The sequence below is a fragment of the Streptomyces sp. NPDC088766 genome, from assembly GCF_044750845.1.
Lineage (GTDB): Bacteria > Actinomycetota > Actinomycetes > Streptomycetales > Streptomycetaceae > Streptomyces.
In genome coordinates, this window is sequence record NZ_JBIVKQ010000021.1 from 29,471 (window position 1) to 44,309 (window position 14,839).

General features: G+C 73.0%; 14 protein-coding genes. 6 read left to right on the forward strand and 8 right to left on the reverse strand.

Translation table 11 applies throughout. The features are described from left to right. Positions 1-80 precede the first annotated feature (80 nt). The 4 genes from ACIP5W_RS25865 to ACIP5W_RS25880 all read left to right on the forward strand — a co-directional run bounded on the left by ACIP5W_RS25865 (position 81) and on the right by ACIP5W_RS25880 (position 3,581). Entirely contained in the window at positions 81-746 is a 666-nt protein-coding gene (locus ACIP5W_RS25865) for a YitT family protein (RefSeq protein WP_401478091.1), read from the forward strand. After that, positions 743-1,510: a glycerophosphodiester phosphodiesterase gene (locus ACIP5W_RS25870; RefSeq protein WP_401478094.1), complete on the forward strand. Its 768-nt coding sequence runs from the start codon at positions 743-745 to the stop codon at positions 1,508-1,510. The genes ACIP5W_RS25865 and ACIP5W_RS25870 overlap by 4 nt, the downstream gene beginning before the upstream one ends. Before the next feature lie 62 nt (positions 1,511-1,572). Beyond that, positions 1,573-2,928 carry an MFS transporter gene (locus ACIP5W_RS25875; RefSeq protein ID WP_401478097.1) on the forward strand — a complete coding sequence of 452 codons (1,356 nt, stop codon included), beginning with the start codon at positions 1,573-1,575 and terminating at the stop codon, positions 2,926-2,928. 278 nt (positions 2,929-3,206) lie between these two features. Continuing rightward, positions 3,207-3,581 (forward strand): RNA polymerase-binding protein RbpA, encoded by a 375-nt coding sequence (locus tag ACIP5W_RS25880; protein WP_020128921.1) that lies wholly within the window; start codon positions 3,207-3,209, stop codon positions 3,579-3,581. A gap of 114 nt (positions 3,582-3,695) precedes the next feature. Here ACIP5W_RS25880 and fxsA read toward each other — a convergent pair whose 3' ends face one another. The 4 genes from fxsA to ACIP5W_RS25900 all read right to left on the reverse strand — a co-directional run bounded on the left by fxsA (position 3,696) and on the right by ACIP5W_RS25900 (position 8,076). Next, entirely contained in the window at positions 3,696-4,256 is a 561-nt protein-coding gene (gene fxsA, locus ACIP5W_RS25885) for an FxsA family membrane protein (protein ID WP_401478101.1), read from the reverse strand. Positions 4,257-4,357: 101 nt separating this feature from the next. Beyond that, positions 4,358-5,233: a polyprenol monophosphomannose synthase gene (locus ACIP5W_RS25890; protein ID WP_401478104.1), complete on the reverse strand. Its 876-nt coding sequence runs from the start codon at positions 5,231-5,233 to the stop codon at positions 4,358-4,360. Between the two features lie 568 nt (positions 5,234-5,801). Then, positions 5,802-7,415, reverse strand: a complete 1,614-nt coding sequence (locus ACIP5W_RS25895) for an amidohydrolase (RefSeq protein ID WP_401478107.1) — start codon at positions 7,413-7,415, stop codon at positions 5,802-5,804. A gap of 220 nt (positions 7,416-7,635) precedes the next feature. Then, positions 7,636-8,076, reverse strand: a complete 441-nt coding sequence (locus tag ACIP5W_RS25900; protein ID WP_363091426.1) for an Lrp/AsnC family transcriptional regulator — start codon at positions 8,074-8,076, stop codon at positions 7,636-7,638. A 240-nt stretch (positions 8,077-8,316) separates the two neighbouring features. On the opposite strand from ACIP5W_RS25900, the gene ACIP5W_RS25905 reads away from it, so the two are divergent. Beyond that, positions 8,317-8,784 (forward strand): hypothetical protein, encoded by a 468-nt coding sequence (locus ACIP5W_RS25905; protein ID WP_401478111.1) that lies wholly within the window; start codon positions 8,317-8,319, stop codon positions 8,782-8,784. 443 nt (positions 8,785-9,227) lie between these two features. On the opposite strand, the gene ACIP5W_RS25910 is transcribed toward ACIP5W_RS25905, so the two are convergent. From ACIP5W_RS25910 to ACIP5W_RS25925, 4 genes are all read right to left on the reverse strand, one after another. After that, the gene (locus ACIP5W_RS25910; RefSeq protein ID WP_401478114.1) at positions 9,228-10,400 is read right to left on the reverse strand and encodes an acyl-CoA dehydrogenase family protein; all 1,173 of its coding nucleotides are present in this window, start codon (positions 10,398-10,400) and stop codon (positions 9,228-9,230) included. Positions 10,401-11,312: 912 nt separating this feature from the next. Beyond that, complete coding sequence (locus ACIP5W_RS25915) at positions 11,313-11,972, reverse strand: TetR/AcrR family transcriptional regulator (protein ID WP_401478117.1); 660 nt, start codon at positions 11,970-11,972, stop codon at positions 11,313-11,315. A gap of 105 nt (positions 11,973-12,077) precedes the next feature. Then, on the reverse strand, positions 12,078-12,218 hold the full coding sequence (locus ACIP5W_RS25920; RefSeq protein ID WP_401478120.1) for an SCO1431 family membrane protein: 141 nt from the start codon (positions 12,216-12,218) through the stop codon (positions 12,078-12,080). Positions 12,219-12,383: 165 nt separating this feature from the next. Then, entirely contained in the window at positions 12,384-13,829 is a 1,446-nt protein-coding gene (locus ACIP5W_RS25925; RefSeq protein WP_401478123.1) for a peptidase C39 family protein, read from the reverse strand. A 256-nt stretch (positions 13,830-14,085) separates the two neighbouring features. On the opposite strand from ACIP5W_RS25925, the gene ACIP5W_RS25930 reads away from it, so the two are divergent. After that, entirely contained in the window at positions 14,086-14,691 is a 606-nt protein-coding gene (locus ACIP5W_RS25930) for a uridine kinase (protein WP_401478376.1), read from the forward strand. The last annotated feature ends 148 nt before the right edge of the window (positions 14,692-14,839 follow it).

A 14,839-nucleotide genomic window follows, 5' to 3' on the forward strand; every position in this document is an offset into this window, starting at 1 on the left:
CCGGGATTGGCCATGGATGACCTTTCCTTGCACGCCACAGAGTGACACGTGTCAGTCCACTCTCACCACCAGGGGTCCACTTGTCCGAGCCGCTTCCCCCCGTCGGCCCGCTCACCCGTCGGCTCGCCCAGCTCTACGGCGGCCTCGCGCTCTACGGCGCCAGCTCCGCCCTCCTCGTGCGGGCGGGCCTCGGTCTGGAACCCTGGAACGTGCTCCACCAGGGGCTCGCCGAGCGGAGCGGCCTGTCCATCGGCGTCGTGTCGATCCTCGTGGGCGCCGCCGTGCTGCTGTTGTGGATCCCGCTGCGCCAGCGCCCGGGGCTCGGCACCGTCTCCAACGTCTTCGTGGTCGGTCTCGCGATGGACGGCACGCTCGCACTGGTCCCCGAGGCGCACGGCCTGGCCGTGCGGGTGCCGCTGCTGCTCGCGGGCATCGTCCTGAACGGCGTGGCCACCGGCCTCTACATCGCGGCGTCCTTCGGCCCGGGGCCGCGCGACGGGCTGATGACGGGGCTGCACCGGCGCACCGGTCGGTCGATCCGCCTGATGCGGACGGCCGTCGAGATCGCGGTGGTGGTGACCGGCTTCGCCCTCGGGGGCACGATCGGCGTCGGCACCCTGCTGTACGCGCTGTCGATCGGGCCGCTCGCCCAGCTGTTCCTGCGGGTGTTCGCCCTGTCCCCGGCATCCGGCGGCAGCACGGTGGTTGCCGGGGGGTCACCGCAGGGAGCGATACTGCGTCCGTGAGCACCCTCGTACGCCACCCGTACCTCGACCACCCGGGTCCCATCGCGTTCGCGCACCGCGGCGGGGCCGCCGACGGTCTCGAGAACACCGTGGCGCAGTTCCGCCGCGCGGTCGAGGCGGGCTACCGCTACATCGAGACCGACGTCCACACCACCCGGGACGGCAGGCTCGTCGCCTTCCACGACGCGACGCTGGACCGGCTGACCGACGGCACGGGCCGGATCGCCGACCTGCCGTGGGCGGACGTCCGCCGCGCGCGCGTGGGGGGCAGGGAGACGGTCCCGCTGTTCGAGGAGCTGCTGGAGACCTTCCCCGAGGTCCGCTGGAACGTCGACATGAAGGCCGAACCGGCCCTCCACCCCCTGCTCAACCTGATCGCCCGCGCCGACGCCTGGGACCGCGTCTGCGTCAGCTCCTTCTCCGAGGCCCGCGTCGTGCGCGCCCAGCGGCTGGCCGGACCGCGCCTGGCCACGTCGTACGGCACCCGCGGGGTGCTGAACCTGCGGCTGCGGTCCTGGGGCGTGCCCGCGACGGTGCGCCGGTCGGCGGTCGCCGTCCAGGTACCGGAGACGCAGTCGGGCATCCAGGTCGTGGACCGGCGCTTCGTGCGTTCCGCCCACGCGCGCGGGCTCCAGGTGCATGTGTGGACGATCAACGAGGCGGATCGGATGCACCGGCTCCTGGACCTGGGGGTGGATGGCATCATGACCGATCACATCGACATGTTGCGCCAGGTCATGGCGGACCGGGGCGTCTGGGTCTGATCCCGGCCCCCTCCCGTCCCGCAGCCGCGCGCGGCATCTTCGGCGGGGAGGCGGGGGCGCGGGTGGGCACCGACACCGTGCGGACGGAGACGTCCGACGACGTGGCCGGACGGCGGCGCGAACAGCGCGGCTGGTACTTCTACGACTGGGCGTGCTCCGTCTATTCGACGAGCGTGCTCACGGTGTTCCTGGGCCCGTATCTGACGTCGGTAGCCAAGGAGGCCGCCGACCCGGCCGGCTATGTGCATCCGCTGGGCGTCCCGGTCCGCGCGGGCTCCTTCTTCGCGTACTCGGTGTCGCTGTCGGTGATCGCGGCCGTCCTGGTGATGCCGCTGGTGGGCGCGGCCGCCGACCGCACCGGCCGCAAGAAGCCGTTCCTGGGGGCCGCCGCCTACACCGGGGCCGCGGCCACGACGGGCATGTTCTTCCTCTCCGGTGACCGCTATCTGCTGGGTGGCGTGCTGCTGGTGGTCGCCAACGCCGCCCAGTCCGTCGCGATGATGCTCTACAACTCCTACCTGCCCCAGATCGCCCCGCCCGAGGAGCGCGACGCGGTGTCCTCACGGGGCTGGGCCTTCGGGTACGCGGCGGGCTCCCTGGTCCTGGTCGTCAACCTGGTCCTCTATCTCGCCCACGGCTCCTTCGGCGTCTCGGAGTCCACCGCCGTACGGATCTGTCTGGCCTCGGCGGGCCTGTGGTGGGGCGGCTTCACGCTGATCCCGCTGCTGCGGCTGCGCGACCGTCCGCCGGCGGCCGCCTCCGCGGGCTCGGGGAGCACCCCGGGCCTGCGCCGGCTGGTGGCGACCTTCCGGGACATGCGCCGCCGTCCGCTGACCCTCGCCTTCCTGCTGGCCTACCTCGTCTACAACGACGGCATCCAGACGGTGATCTCCCAGGCCTCGGTCTACGGCTCCGAGGAACTCGGCCTCGGCCAGTCCACCCTCATCGGCGCCGTCCTTCTGGTGCAGGTCCTGGCCGTCGCGGGCGCCCTGACGATGGGCCGGCTGTCCCGGATCTACGGCGCGAAGCGCACGATCCTGGGCTCGCTGGTGGCCTGGACGCTCACCCTGGCTGCCGGCTGCTTCCTGCCGTCCGGCGCGCCGGTGGGCTTCTTCCTGCTGGCGGCCGCGATCGGTCTGGTCCTCGGCGGCAGCCAGGCCCTGTCGCGCTCCCTCTACTCCCACCTCGTCCCGCCCGGCAAGGAGGCCGAGTACTTCTCCGCGTACGAGGTGAGCGACCGCGGGACGAGCTGGCTCGGCCCGCTGCTGTTCGGGATCACCTACCAGGTGACCGGAAGCTATCGGGACGCGATCATCTCGTTGGTGGTCTTCTTCGTCCTCGGTTTCCTGTTGCTGGCGCGGGTTCCGGTACGGCGGGCGATCGCCGACGCGGGCAATCCCGTACCCGAAAGGATTTAGCGCTGGGGACCAAAGGGCGGTAGTGTACGCGTTTGGCCTGCCAGGCGTACCGTTACTGCGCGTCAAAGATGCCGAAACGCTGGGTGACATCTCCATTCAGATGTGACAAACCGGGCGCCGGTGGGTACTGCACTGGTTGACAAGGCTGCGGCTACGACGGCGACGCACGCCCCGGAACGGGACTCCGAACGGGAATCTTTACCGCCGACCGGACGTTGACCGGATGACGACGACAGCGACACCTGTCCTGTGGGCGACAAGCCCGGGAGGCACGATTCATGAGTGAGCGAGCTCTTCGCGGCACGCGCCTCGTGGTGACCAGCTACGAGACGGACCGCGGCATCGACTTGGCCCCGCGCCAGGCCGTGGAGTACGCATGCGAGAAGGGGCACCGCTTCGAGATGCCCTTCTCGGTGGAGGCGGAGATCCCGCCGGAGTGGGAGTGCAAGGTCTGCGGAGCACCTGCGCTCCTCGTGGACGGCGACGGCCCTGAGGAGAAGAAGGCCAAGCCCGCGCGTACGCACTGGGACATGCTGATGGAGCGGCGGACCCGCGAGGAACTCGAAGAGGTCCTCGAGGAACGGCTGGCCGTTCTGCGTTCCGGAGCGATGAACCTCGCGGTGCATCCTCGGGACAGCCGCAAGTCCGCGTAGTTCCGCGGAGCTGGGGCTGGTTTACAGCGAACGAGAAATGACCGCGGGCGCCGTACGCACTGTCGCGTACGGCGCCCGCGGTCTTTATCGTTTCTCACCGCCCATGGGCTCGGCTCACTGCGTCAGCGGGGGACGCCGGTCCTGGCGGCTCTCCTCGCGCTCGTCCCTCCTGATCACCTCGCCCTGGACGACCTTTCCGTCCGGGCGGTGCATGCGGGCCTGCTGGAAGGCGTCACCGAGGCTTCCGGGGCCGGCCGCGCGCAACGTGCGGTCGACCGTGCGTTCCGCGTAGCGGCCGACGGCCTTCTGGACCGGGGGGAGGAGCAGAAGCAGCCCCAGCGCGTCGGAGACCAGGCCGGGGATCATGAGGAGGAGGCCTCCCAGCATCATCAGGCCGCTGCCTCCGCCCGAGGAGGGGGGCGTGCCGCGCTGGAGCGCCTCGTTGAGATTCCGGAAGGCGCGCCGGCCCGCCCGCTTGATGACCACGGAGCCGAGCAGGAACCCGGCGAGCAGCAGCAGGAAGACCGTGAACCCGCCGGCCGCGCCCGCGACCACGGTCAGCAGCCAGATCTCCAGCACCAGCCACGCGGCGAGCCCCAGCGGCAGGAACGTCCGCAGGCGGGAGCGCCGTGGCCGGGTGTCGAGGTGCGGGGGAGTCTGAGCGCCGGTCGTCATGCTCCCAGTGTGCCTGGCCCCGGCTCAGAGCGGCGTAAGGGGGCGATCAGCCGTTCCTGCGCGATCCGCCGGACGGCTCGGCCCCGGCGTCACGTCCGGACCTAGGACTGCGGGGGCTGCTGCGGCGAGGAGGTGGACGGGGTGGACGATGTCGGGGAGGACTGCGACGGGGGCTGCGGCTGCTCCTGCCCGCCCGGCCGGCCGGCGATCTTGCCGACGCGCTCTCCCACGCCCCAGGCCGTGACCCGCCACAGCGCCTCCACGAGGATGTCGCGGCTCATCTTGGAGTCCCCCAGCTCGCGCTCGACGAAGGTGATGGGCACCTCGACGACGTGGTAGCCGGCCTTGACCGCCCGGCGGGCGAGGTCGACCTGGAAGCAGTACCCCTGCGAGGCGACCTCGTCGAGGCCGAGGCCTTCGAGGGTCTCGCGCCGGAAGGCGCGGTATCCGCCGGTGATGTCGCGCAGCGGCAGGTCGAGCGCCAGGCGCGAGTAGAGGCTGCCGCCGCGGGAGATGATCTCGCGGGACCGGGGCCAGTTCACGACCCGGCCGCCCGGCACCCAGCGGGAGCCCAGCACGAGGTCGGCGCCCTTGAGGGCGGTGAGGAGCCGGGGCAGTTCCTCGGGCTGGTGGGAGCCGTCGGCGTCCATCTCGACCAGGACGCCGTAGCCGTTCTCCAGACCCCAGCGGAAGCCCGCGAGGTAGGCGGCGCCGAGGCCCTCCTTGCCCTTGCGGTGCAGCACCTGGACGTGGTCGTCCGCGGCGGCCAGCTCGTCGGCGAGTTTGCCGGTGCCGTCGGGGCTGTTGTCGTCGGCCACGAGGACGTGCGCCTCGGGGACGGCCTCGCGCACCCGGCCGACGATGCTCTTGATGTTCTCCGCCTCGTTGAAGGTCGGAATGATCACCAACGCCGTGCCGAGCGGACCGAACTTCCTCCCCCGGTCCTGTGCCGCGCGAGTCGCGTCGCCGTCGTTCACTGCTGCCCCTTCGTGTCCGTACGCAGGGGTCCACCATAGTGGCCGCCGCCTGGGGGGACGCGACAGGACGTTCGTATGGTGGTGTCGTTTCCGCAAAAGCGGGGTATGAGTGCGCTTTTGGGCTCGTATGACCGGACGTGCCGCCGGAGGGCGTGCCCGTAGGGTCCTGCGGATGGGGGCCCGGCGCCCTTCGGGCCGACCTGGGACCCGCCGGCTGCGGGTCGACCTGAAGCCGTTGTCTACTGAGCGTCCGGGCCCCACCCGGGTCGCACCGCCCCGACCGGCCGGAACGTTCCCTCGTCCTGGTGCGGCGCTGCGCCTGGCTCCCAGTGGCGGCGCGCCGGTGCGGCACACCGTCCCTGACCCAGCGGCGCACCGGCGAGTGCGCGGACGTTCCCCGGCGGGGCGTCCGGTGGTGGACCCGGCCGAACCTACCGGCCCCCCGCGGTCGGCTGTCAACAGCCGACCGACCTGCGACTCTTCGGGTAACGCGCTGGTCAGCAGGCGGGCGGCGACTCCCGCGGGGCGCCGTGCGGACGGGTGATCTTCCACGCCGCGCCCCGGCGGATCACTCGCCCGGCCCTACGAACACCGTCCGTCCGCCGACCACCGTGCGCAGGCATTCGGGCAGGTCGGTGCCGGGTGTGAGGTCGGGCAGGCCGGGAGTGCCCGAGCGGGGGTCGGTGGACCAGCGGGCGACGCGGTCGTCCGGGGCCTGCACGACCAGGGCGCCGGTGCGCCAGACGGCGTAGTCGGCGGGTGCGCCCGGCACCAGGACGCCCGCGTCGTCGCGTCCGACGGCCCGCCAGCCGCCCCGGGTGTGGGCGGTGAAGGCGGCGCGCACGGAGATCCGGTGCTCGGGCGTGCGGTGGAAGGCGGCGGCGCGGACGGTGCCCCACGGGTCGAGGGGGGTCACCGGGCTGTCGGATCCGAAGGCAAGGGGGACGCCGGAGCGCAGCAGGGCGGCGAACGGGTTGAGGGCGCGGGCCCGCTCGGCCCCCAGGCGCTGGGCGTACATGCCGTCCTCGCCTCCCCACAGCGCGTCGAAGGCGGGCTGGACGGAGGCGGTCAGGCCGAGTTCGGCGAAGGCGGCGATCGTCTCGGGGGTGAGCATCTCGGCGTGCTCGACGCGGTGGCGGGCGGCCCGCACGCGGGCCAGGCCCACCTTGTCCGCCGCCGCGCGCACGCCTTCGACGACGGCGGTGACGGCGGCGTCGCCGATGGCGTGGAAGCCGGCCTGGAGGCCGGCCTCGGTGCAGGCCGTGACGTGTGCGGCGACCGCGGCGGCGTCCAGGTAGGCGGTGCCGGTGTGGGCGGCGTCGCGGTACGGGTCGTGCAGGCAGGCGGTGTGGGAGCCGAGGGCGCCGTCGACGAAGAGGTCCCCGGCCGCGCCGAGGGCACCCAGCGCGCGCGCCTTGTCGACGTCGCGCTCCGCCCAGTAGCCGACGACCCGCGGGCCCGGTTCCTCGGCGGCCAGCCGCAGCAGGGCGGTGAAGTCGTCCTCGGAGGAGATCTCGGGGCCGGCGCACTCGTGGACCGAGCCGATGCCGAGCGAGGCGGCGTGCGCCAGGGCGGCCCGCTGGGCCTCGGCCCGCTGAGCCGGCGTCACGGCTGCGAACGCCGCGGCGCGGACGGCGTGGTGGGCGTCGGCGGTGAGCGGGGCGTCGCCCGGCCCGTCCGTCGCACCGACGCCCGGGGTCATGTCCAGCAGGGCCGTGGTGACGACCGCGGAGTGGACGTCGATGCGGGACAGGTAGAGGGGCCGCCCGCCGGTGGCCTCGTCCAGTTCGGCGCGCGTCGGGGGGCGGCCGCCGGGCCAGCGGGCGGCGTCCCAGCCGTGGCCGAGGAGGACCGTGTCCCGCGGCCGGGCCGCGGCGAAGTCCCGTACCCGGGCGAGGGCCGCCTCCAGGGAGGGCGCGGCCGACAGGTCGAGGCCGGTCAGGGCGAGGCCCGTGGAGGTGGTGTGGACGTGGGCGTCGGTGAAGGCGGGGGTGACCAGGGCACCGTCCAGGTCGACCACCTCGTCGACGCCGTCCGCGAAGGCGTCGGCCGCGCCCTCGGAGCCGACCCAGGCCACCTGGCCGCGCTCGACGACCATCGCGGTCGCGAACGGGTCGGCGGGGCTGTGGACCTCTCCTCGGCGGAGCAGGACGGTCTTCGGGTCGGGGGTGCGCTCACTCATGGCACCAGTCTCGTACCTCGCCCCGGCCGGCCGGCACCGGGGACCCCTCGTACCGGCGGCACGGGATCATCCGGTGCGGGGACCGTCGTACCCGGATGTCGGGTGAGCGGGGTCCATCCGGTGCGGGGACCGTCGTACCAGGGTGTCGGGCCTCCGGGGTCCACCCGGTGCCGTCGTACCCGGGTGTCGGATGCCGGGGGGCCGTCCGGGGCGGCGGTCCTCAGATCCGGGGCGGGCGGGCCTCGTACGGGGTGGACAGCACGACCGTGGTGCGTGTGGAGACGCCCGCGAGTGCCCGCAGCCGGCCCAGCAGCTCCTCCAGTTCGTGCGGGGTGGCCACCCGCACCTTGAGGATGTAGTTCTCGTCGCCGGCCACGCTGTGACAGGCCTCGATCTCGGGCACTCCGGCGAGCCGGTCGGCGATGTCGTCGGGGGCGCTGGGGTCGAAGGGTTTCACCGAGATGAAGGCGGTCAGGGGCAGCCCGACGGCCTCGGCGTCGACGACGGCCGCGTACCCCCGGATCACGCCGCGCTGTTCCAGCCGGCGCACCCGCTGGTGCACGGCCGACGTGGACAGGCCCGTGGCCTTGCCCAGGTCGGTGTAACTCATCCGCCCGTCCTTGACGAGCAGCTGCACGATCTGTCGGTCCAGCTCCTCCATGGCGCAAGAACTTACAGGGCGCACGATCTCTTCGTATACGTATACAGCCCAGGTCATACCGGTTCGTGATGTGGCGGACGGGACGGGCCGATCGGCATCTGCGCATGGCATGTGACCAACACCACAGCCCGTGCGAAGTCTTCGTGATGGTCCCGTGATTACCGCCACGGAGGGCTGGGAAGTGCTTGCTGTGGTCGAGGCCGCAGTGCCTGAACGGCCCAGCCCGAGGGGGAGAATCCCATGCAGAGCCTTAAGCGTCCTGGTCGTACCGCGCCCAAGCGGTTCCAGCCCACCGTCGTCGAGTCCGAGCCGGAGGGTGTCGAACCCGACGGCTACGACGGCTTCGACGACGAGAGCGGCGACCGCTCCTACGAGTTCGACGCCTACGACACGTTCGAGATGTACCGGGTGATCTGCCCGGACTGCGCGCAGCCCATCGCCCTGCTGGCGGACGAGGAGGTCCTGCCGGAGCACGCGCTGTGCGCCTCACCGTGGAACCCGTTCGGGCTCACGGTCTGCGCCGGCACGGGCCGTGCGGCGGCCGAGGCCCGTCCCGCGGACGAGTCGGTGGAGCTCCAGGAGCAGGAGACCGCACTGCTGTTGACGCTCCCTCAGGGACTGGACTGGCGCATGCAGCCCTTCTCGCACGTCGGCGGACCCGCCTCGCGCCCGATCCGGGTGCCGGCACTGCGCCGCCACGCCGCCTGAGCTCCTCCGCCCGACTCCCCCGACCGACACGCGCCATGGCCCGCATCCCGGCCGTGGCCCGTAGTCGGTGCGCCCGGAGCGGTCAATCGCTCTCCAGGAACAGGTATGTGACGGCGAATCAGTGCGGGGTCCTGCCAACGCGGGCCGTACCGGGGGCACATCCCGAACTCACGCACGAGGGTGCGAGCCGTGACCTGGCGTCGCGTGCTCGCGTTGCCCTGGTATGACCCCCACCTATCAGGCGTCCGGGCGTCACCGCCAACTGTCCGTCCCGGCCTCCGTGTCGGCGAAATCGGTTCCGTCGGCTCCGCCGCCGCCCCCGCAGGACCCGCCGATCTACCGCGCCATGATGCGCGCCTGGGCCGACCGGGGCCGCGCCCTGCCCGGCCGGCGTGACCCGGAGTGGGTTCGGCTGGTCGCACCGCTGGTGCGGCCGGGCCAGTTCAGCGGGTCTCCGGACCCAGCAGCTGACGGGCGATGACCATGCGCTGGATCTGGTTCGTGCCCTCGACGATCTGCAGCACCTTGGCCTCGCGCAGGTAGCGCTCGACGGGGAAGTCGGCGGTGTAGCCGTAGCCGCCGAGCACCTGGACGGCGTCCGTGGTGACCTGCATCGCCGCGTCGGTGCAGTGCAGTTTGGCCATGGCCGCCTCGCGCACGAACGGCCGGCCGGCGTCGCGCAGTCGCGCGGCCGCGAGATACAGGGCCCGGCCCGACTCGACCCGGGTCGCCATGTCGGCGAGCAGGAAGCGCAGCCCCTGGAAGTCGGCGATCGGCCGCCCGAACTGCCGGCGCCCGGTGGCGTGGGCGACCGCCTCGTCCAGGGCGGCCCGGGCGAGGCCGACGGCGCAGGCGGCGATGCCGAGCCGTCCGGAGTCGAGGGCGGCGAGGGCGATAGCGAAGCCCTGCCCCTCGTCGCCGATGCGCAGCGCGTCGGGGATCCGCACCCCGTCGAAGTGGACCTGGGCGGTCGGCGAGCCCTTGAGCCCCATCTTCCTCTCGGGCGGCGCGGCGCTCAGCCCCTCGGCGTCGCCGGGCACCAGGAAGGCGGTGATCCCGCGGGCGCCCTCGCCGCCGGTACGCGCCATGACGGTGTAGAAGTCGGCGATGCCCCCGTGGGTGATCCAGGCCTTGGTCCCGTCGATGACCCAGCCGTCGCCCTCCCGGACGGCCCGGGTGCGCAGCGCGGCCGCGTCGGAGCCGGAGGCGGGCTCGGAGAGGCAGTAGGCGCCGAGCTGTCCGCCGCCCAGCATCGCGGGCAGGCGGGCGGCCCGCTGCTCCCCGGTGCCGTGGGCGGCGAGGGCGTAGGTGGCCAGGGTGTGCACGCTGACGCCGAGGCCGACGGTGAGACGGGCGGCGGCGAGTTCCTCGAGGACCTGGAGGTAGACCTCGTACGGCTGGTCTCCGCCGCCGTACGCGGACGGGTAGGGCAGACCGAGGAGGCCCGCTTGGGACAGGAGGGTGAACAGTGCGCGCGGGAAGTGTCCGGCGTCCTCCTCCGCGGCGGCGCTCGGGGCGATCTCGCGGCGGGCGATGTCCTGGACGAGGGCGAGCAGGTCGCGGGCTTCCTCCGTGGGCAGGAGACGGTCCACGGGCGGTGCTGCACGGTCGGGCATGACCCCACTCTCCTCCTCGGGCCGGCCGGCGGCCCGGCGCGGTGAGTATGCCCGCGGGGGGCGGCGGCCGCACGGCCCGAGCGGAGGCGATCGGTCCGCACCATTGACCGGGCTGGTCTGGTCCTCCTGCGCTCTCGGCACCGTGCTACCGCGTCCATGCCAACCGGTGCGCGTTCACCTCTCCGCCACGAGGTGGCACCCGATGCCGCACCCTCCCCACCGTCGCTCCCGCTTCCGGGCGCTCGCCGCCGCCTGCACGGCCGTGCTCGGCGCGGGTCTGCTCGCCGGCGCGGGCACCGCGACCGCCCCCGCCGCCCCGTCCGTGCGGGCGTCAGCCGCCGCCACCGACGCCACCACCCGTCCGTGCGGGCGGCCGCCGGGTCCAAGGTCCTCGGCTGCTTCACGGAGTGGGGCACCCACGACCGCAAGCACCTCGTCAAGAACACCGAGACGTCCGGCTCGGCGACCGGGCTCACCCACACCTCGGCGACCATCGCCAGGCTCAAGGGCCTCGGCATCGCCGCCTCGAAGCTGCTGCTGGGCATCGGCTTCTACGGGCGCGGCCGGACCGGAGTCACCCCGGGCGGCGCCCGGCGGCACCGCGACCGGCCCGGCCGCGGGAACGTACGAGCAGGGCGTCGAGGACTACGAGGTGCTCAGGAGCAGCGCCCCGCGACGGGCACGGCGGGCGGGACGGCGTACGCCAGGTGCGGGAACGACCGGTGGAGTCACGACACCCCGGCGACTGTCGCGACGAAGACGACGTACGAGAACCAGCAGGGTCCCGGCGGGACCTTCTTCCGGGAGCCGAGCGGGGACACCGCAGACGGTGGGCTGGTCACGGCCATCGACTGGCCGGTCCCGCACGGACACCCGGGGCGGAGGAGCACGAACCTTCGCCCCGGGGGCGGTTCAGGGATCGCGCCGGGCCGGCTTCGGGGCCGGGAAGGCGGCGTCGAGTTCCTCGACGGCGCGCAGGGCGCCGCCCAGGGTCTTCACGAGGAGGTCGCGCATGGTCTCGCGGGAGAGTTCGGGGCGGTCGATCCAGTCGAGGGTGGCGCCCTCCACGCTGCACACCCAGGACAGCAGGCTCATGCGGGGCAGCGCCGGGATGTCGCTGCGGCCGTAGGCACCCTCGGCGATGGTGGCCACGATCGCCTCGCGCACCCCGTCCCGGATGGCGTGCACCTCGGTGTCGAAGCCGACGCCGCCGCTGACGATGGTGCGGTAGGCGGCCTGGTGGTGCTCGGCGAAGCGCAGGTAGCCGTCGATCGTCCGGTGGACCCGGTCCACCTGGGGCAGTTCCATGCCGCTCGCCGCGAAGGAGACCAGGTCGGCGACGGAGTCCCGGATGATCGCCAGGTAGTAGCCGCGCTTGGACTGGAAGTAGTAGTAGATCAGTCCTTTGGCGACGTGCGCCTGCCGGGCGATGTCGTCCATGGAGAGCGCGTCGTAGGACGTGTCGGCGAACAACCTGCGCCCGATGGCGATGAGTTCGGCGCGACGCGCCAGTGAGCGCTCGGTGCCGCGCGCCCGGGGGCGGGACGCGTCACGCTGCTGACTGATGTTCAATGTCGACCCTGGCTCCAACGCTCGGCGGGACGACGTCAGTATGTCAGGTCGAACCGGGGCCGGGCGCAGCGGGACCGGCCCGCGGACGGCGCTCCCGCGCCGGCGTCAGACCAGGCCCAGCTGGGCCACGAGCATCGCCACGACGACGACCAGGGTCCATCCCATGACGTGCTCGAAGATCTTCGGACCGTCGTCCTCGGGCCCGCCGGTACGGGTGCGGGCGGCGGCGGTGGCGTGTGCGGTCATGGTCTCTCGCTGACGGTCGTGCATGCGGTGGACGGCGGGCTCCCCCCGATCCGTCCACCTTGCCACCGTGCGGGGCTTTTGCGGCCGAGAGCTTGCTCACACGCGGACGGCCCCCGCCGCGACGGGGGCCGTGACGTCGAGGGACGTCCGCGTGCGGGGCGTGGCTCAGCGCACTCCGACCGCCGCGAGCGCCCTGCGCTGGAGCGCGCTCGGACGCGCCGGGAAGTAGAGGTAGCAGACGCCTCCGGTGCCCGACGCGACCTTGCCGCTCGCGTTGTAGCGCTTGGTCCGCAGCCAGATGTTCTCGAACTCCCGCCGCCGGTAGACGCGCCGCACCGCCGGATCGCTCGGCGAGGCCGGGTCGTTGGCGATCACGTCGCCGTCCGCGGTGAAGCCGATCACGGTCATCAGATGGCCGGAGGTGCCGTACCCCGCGCCCGTCAGCTCGTCCTTCAGGAAGGACTGTGACGTGATGGCCGGGATGCCGGCCGCGATCAGCGTCTCCAGGTCGGTGAGGGAGCCGAGCCGGGTCACCACGCCCTGGAGATCATCGAACGTGGCGGCGTAGGCCGCGTTGAACGGCCAGTTGCCACAGCCGTCGTACTGGTGGTCGAACGTGTGGCGAGCCGCGTGGCACACCTGCGGGTCGGCGTACGCGGGGTCGACCCAGGCCAGTTGCTCCGGTGTGAGGCGTCCGCCCCAGTACTCGATGATCATCTGCGAGGAGGTGGGGCTGCACCAGGCCTCGCCGCCGTTGTCGTACTCGGGGTACTGGCCGACGTGGATCTCCTGCGAGTAGCGGGGGACGACCAGTTCCTGCGCGAGGCCCGGCACCGAGGCCGGGACGGTGAAGCGGTCCGGGACGTCGGAGCCCATCGCGCCCACCCGCCACACGGTCGGGGTGAGCTCGGTGCCGGGCCTGCGGTGGAGGGTCAGACGCAGCCGGTACGACGTGAGGCGCAGGCCCGTGGCCGCGTCGTCGACCGCGAGGGTGTCCGTCCACACGGTGCTCCTGCCGTCGGTCTGGCCGTCGACGGAGGTCCGCTTGATGTCCTGGTCCCCGGCGGCCCACCGGCCCATCACGTACCAGGGGGTGGCCGTGCCGTCGGAGTAGCCGGCCTTCAGCTCGACCTGGAGCCAGGTACCGGCCGGTGTGCCGGCGTTCCAGGAGGCGATCGCCTCGGTGGCGGGGACGGCGAACCGGTGGACGGGAGAGGTCCAGGTCGCGTACTCCCAGGCGGCGGTGGTGCCGGTGTGCGGGTCGGTGTAGTCGGCGGTCCCGGCCGGGGCCGCGAGGACCAGCCCGGGCCGGACGCCGGCGACGGCGCGGGTGCCCGCCGCGGTACCGGAACGCCAGTCGGTGTATGTCGTCCAGGAGTGGTACTCCACGGGGCGGTCCGGGGCCGCACCCGGCGCCGCTTCAGGCGCTGCGCCCGGTGCTGCGCCCTGGTTCGCGGGCTCGGTCGGAACGGCGGCCTCGGCCACCGCGGGGGCCGCGCCGCCCGCCACGGCGGCGACGACCGCGGCGGCGAGGAGCGTCCTGCGGGACGGCTGGTCGGTTCGGTCGGAGAGCTGGTCGGCCCTCCTGGACGGCTGTTCGGCTCTGCTCATGAGCGAAAGACTCCCAGGGTGTCCGAGTCGGAGCGGGTCCGGTGTGCGGTGTGCGGTGTGCGGTGTGCGGTGTGCGGTGTGCGGTGTGCGGTGTGCGGTGTGCGGTGTGCGGTGTGCGGTGTGCGCCAACTATGGCGGGAGGGGGGCGGGGCTGCCAGCACTTCCGCCCGCGCCGCGCCCGGCAATATTGGCCTGGTCCACTGGCGTGACCTGCGGGAGGGCCGACCCGCGCCGCTAGACTTGCCCGGCCCCGCCACTGCCGTCACCGCCACCACCGCCAGGAACCGCCATCCGCCAGCTCGCCTCCCGGCTCCGCAGCCTGCCGCCGTCCTGCGGCCCGGTCCGCCTGATCGGCGTCGACGGGCACGCCGGCTCGGGCAAGTCCACGTTCGCGGGACAGCTGGCCGAGGCGTCGGGCGGGGCACCGGTACTGCGCCTGGACGACATCGCGACCCACGACGAACTGTTCGCGTGGACCGGGCGGCTGCTGGCCCAGGTGATCGAGCCGCTCGGCCGCGGCAAGACGGCGCACTACACCCCCTACGACTGGCGCGTCCGCGGGTTCGGCCCGCCCCGCCCGCTTCCCCCGGCCCCCGTGATCCTGGTCGAGGGCGTCGGCGCCGGCCGCCGCGCCCTGCGGCCGTACCTGGCTCACCTGCTGTGGATGGAACTGCCGCGCGAGGAGGCCTGGGCTCGCGGGCGGTCCCGGGACGGGGAGGACCAGCGGGAGTTCTGGGACGGATGGGTCGAGGCGGAGGCGCGACATTTCGCCGAGGACCCGTCGAGGCCGTACGCGCACGCTCTGGTGCGGCAGTTGCCCGAGGGCTACGAGGTGCTGCCGGGGCCCGCGGGAACGCGCTGAGCACACCACCACGTCACGCAGGGTGAAGGGTCGCATGCGATGTGGTGAAAATGTGAAGGCCCTTGCATTCGAACTCCGCCAAGTGCTCCAACTCGGCTTGACCGACGGCCCGTACAGGACTTACGTTCTCAATGTGCGGCATTGGAAG

What these genes read in the sequence shown, in the direction of transcription:
- fxsA (WP_401478101.1), bottom strand. Translation starts at nt 4,256, where the DNA reads ATGACGACCGGCGCTCAGACTCCCCCGCACCTCGACACCCGGCCACGG.
- ACIP5W_RS25920 (WP_401478120.1), bottom strand. Translation starts at nt 12,218, where the DNA reads ATGACCGCACACGCCACCGCCGCCGCCCGCACCCGTACCGGCGGGCCC.
- ACIP5W_RS25900 (WP_363091426.1), bottom strand. Translation starts at nt 8,076, where the DNA reads ATGGAGGAGCTGGACCGACAGATCGTGCAGCTGCTCGTCAAGGACGGG.
- ACIP5W_RS25905 (WP_401478111.1), top strand. Translation starts at nt 8,317, where the DNA reads ATGCAGAGCCTTAAGCGTCCTGGTCGTACCGCGCCCAAGCGGTTCCAG.
- ACIP5W_RS25910 (WP_401478114.1), bottom strand. Translation starts at nt 10,400, where the DNA reads ATGCCCGACCGTGCAGCACCGCCCGTGGACCGTCTCCTGCCCACGGAG.
- ACIP5W_RS25925 (WP_401478123.1), bottom strand. Translation starts at nt 13,829, where the DNA reads ATGAGCAGAGCCGAACAGCCGTCCAGGAGGGCCGACCAGCTCTCCGAC.
- ACIP5W_RS25895 (WP_401478107.1), bottom strand. Translation starts at nt 7,415, where the DNA reads ATGAGTGAGCGCACCCCCGACCCGAAGACCGTCCTGCTCCGCCGAGGA.
- ACIP5W_RS25880 (WP_020128921.1), top strand. Translation starts at nt 3,207, where the DNA reads ATGAGTGAGCGAGCTCTTCGCGGCACGCGCCTCGTGGTGACCAGCTAC.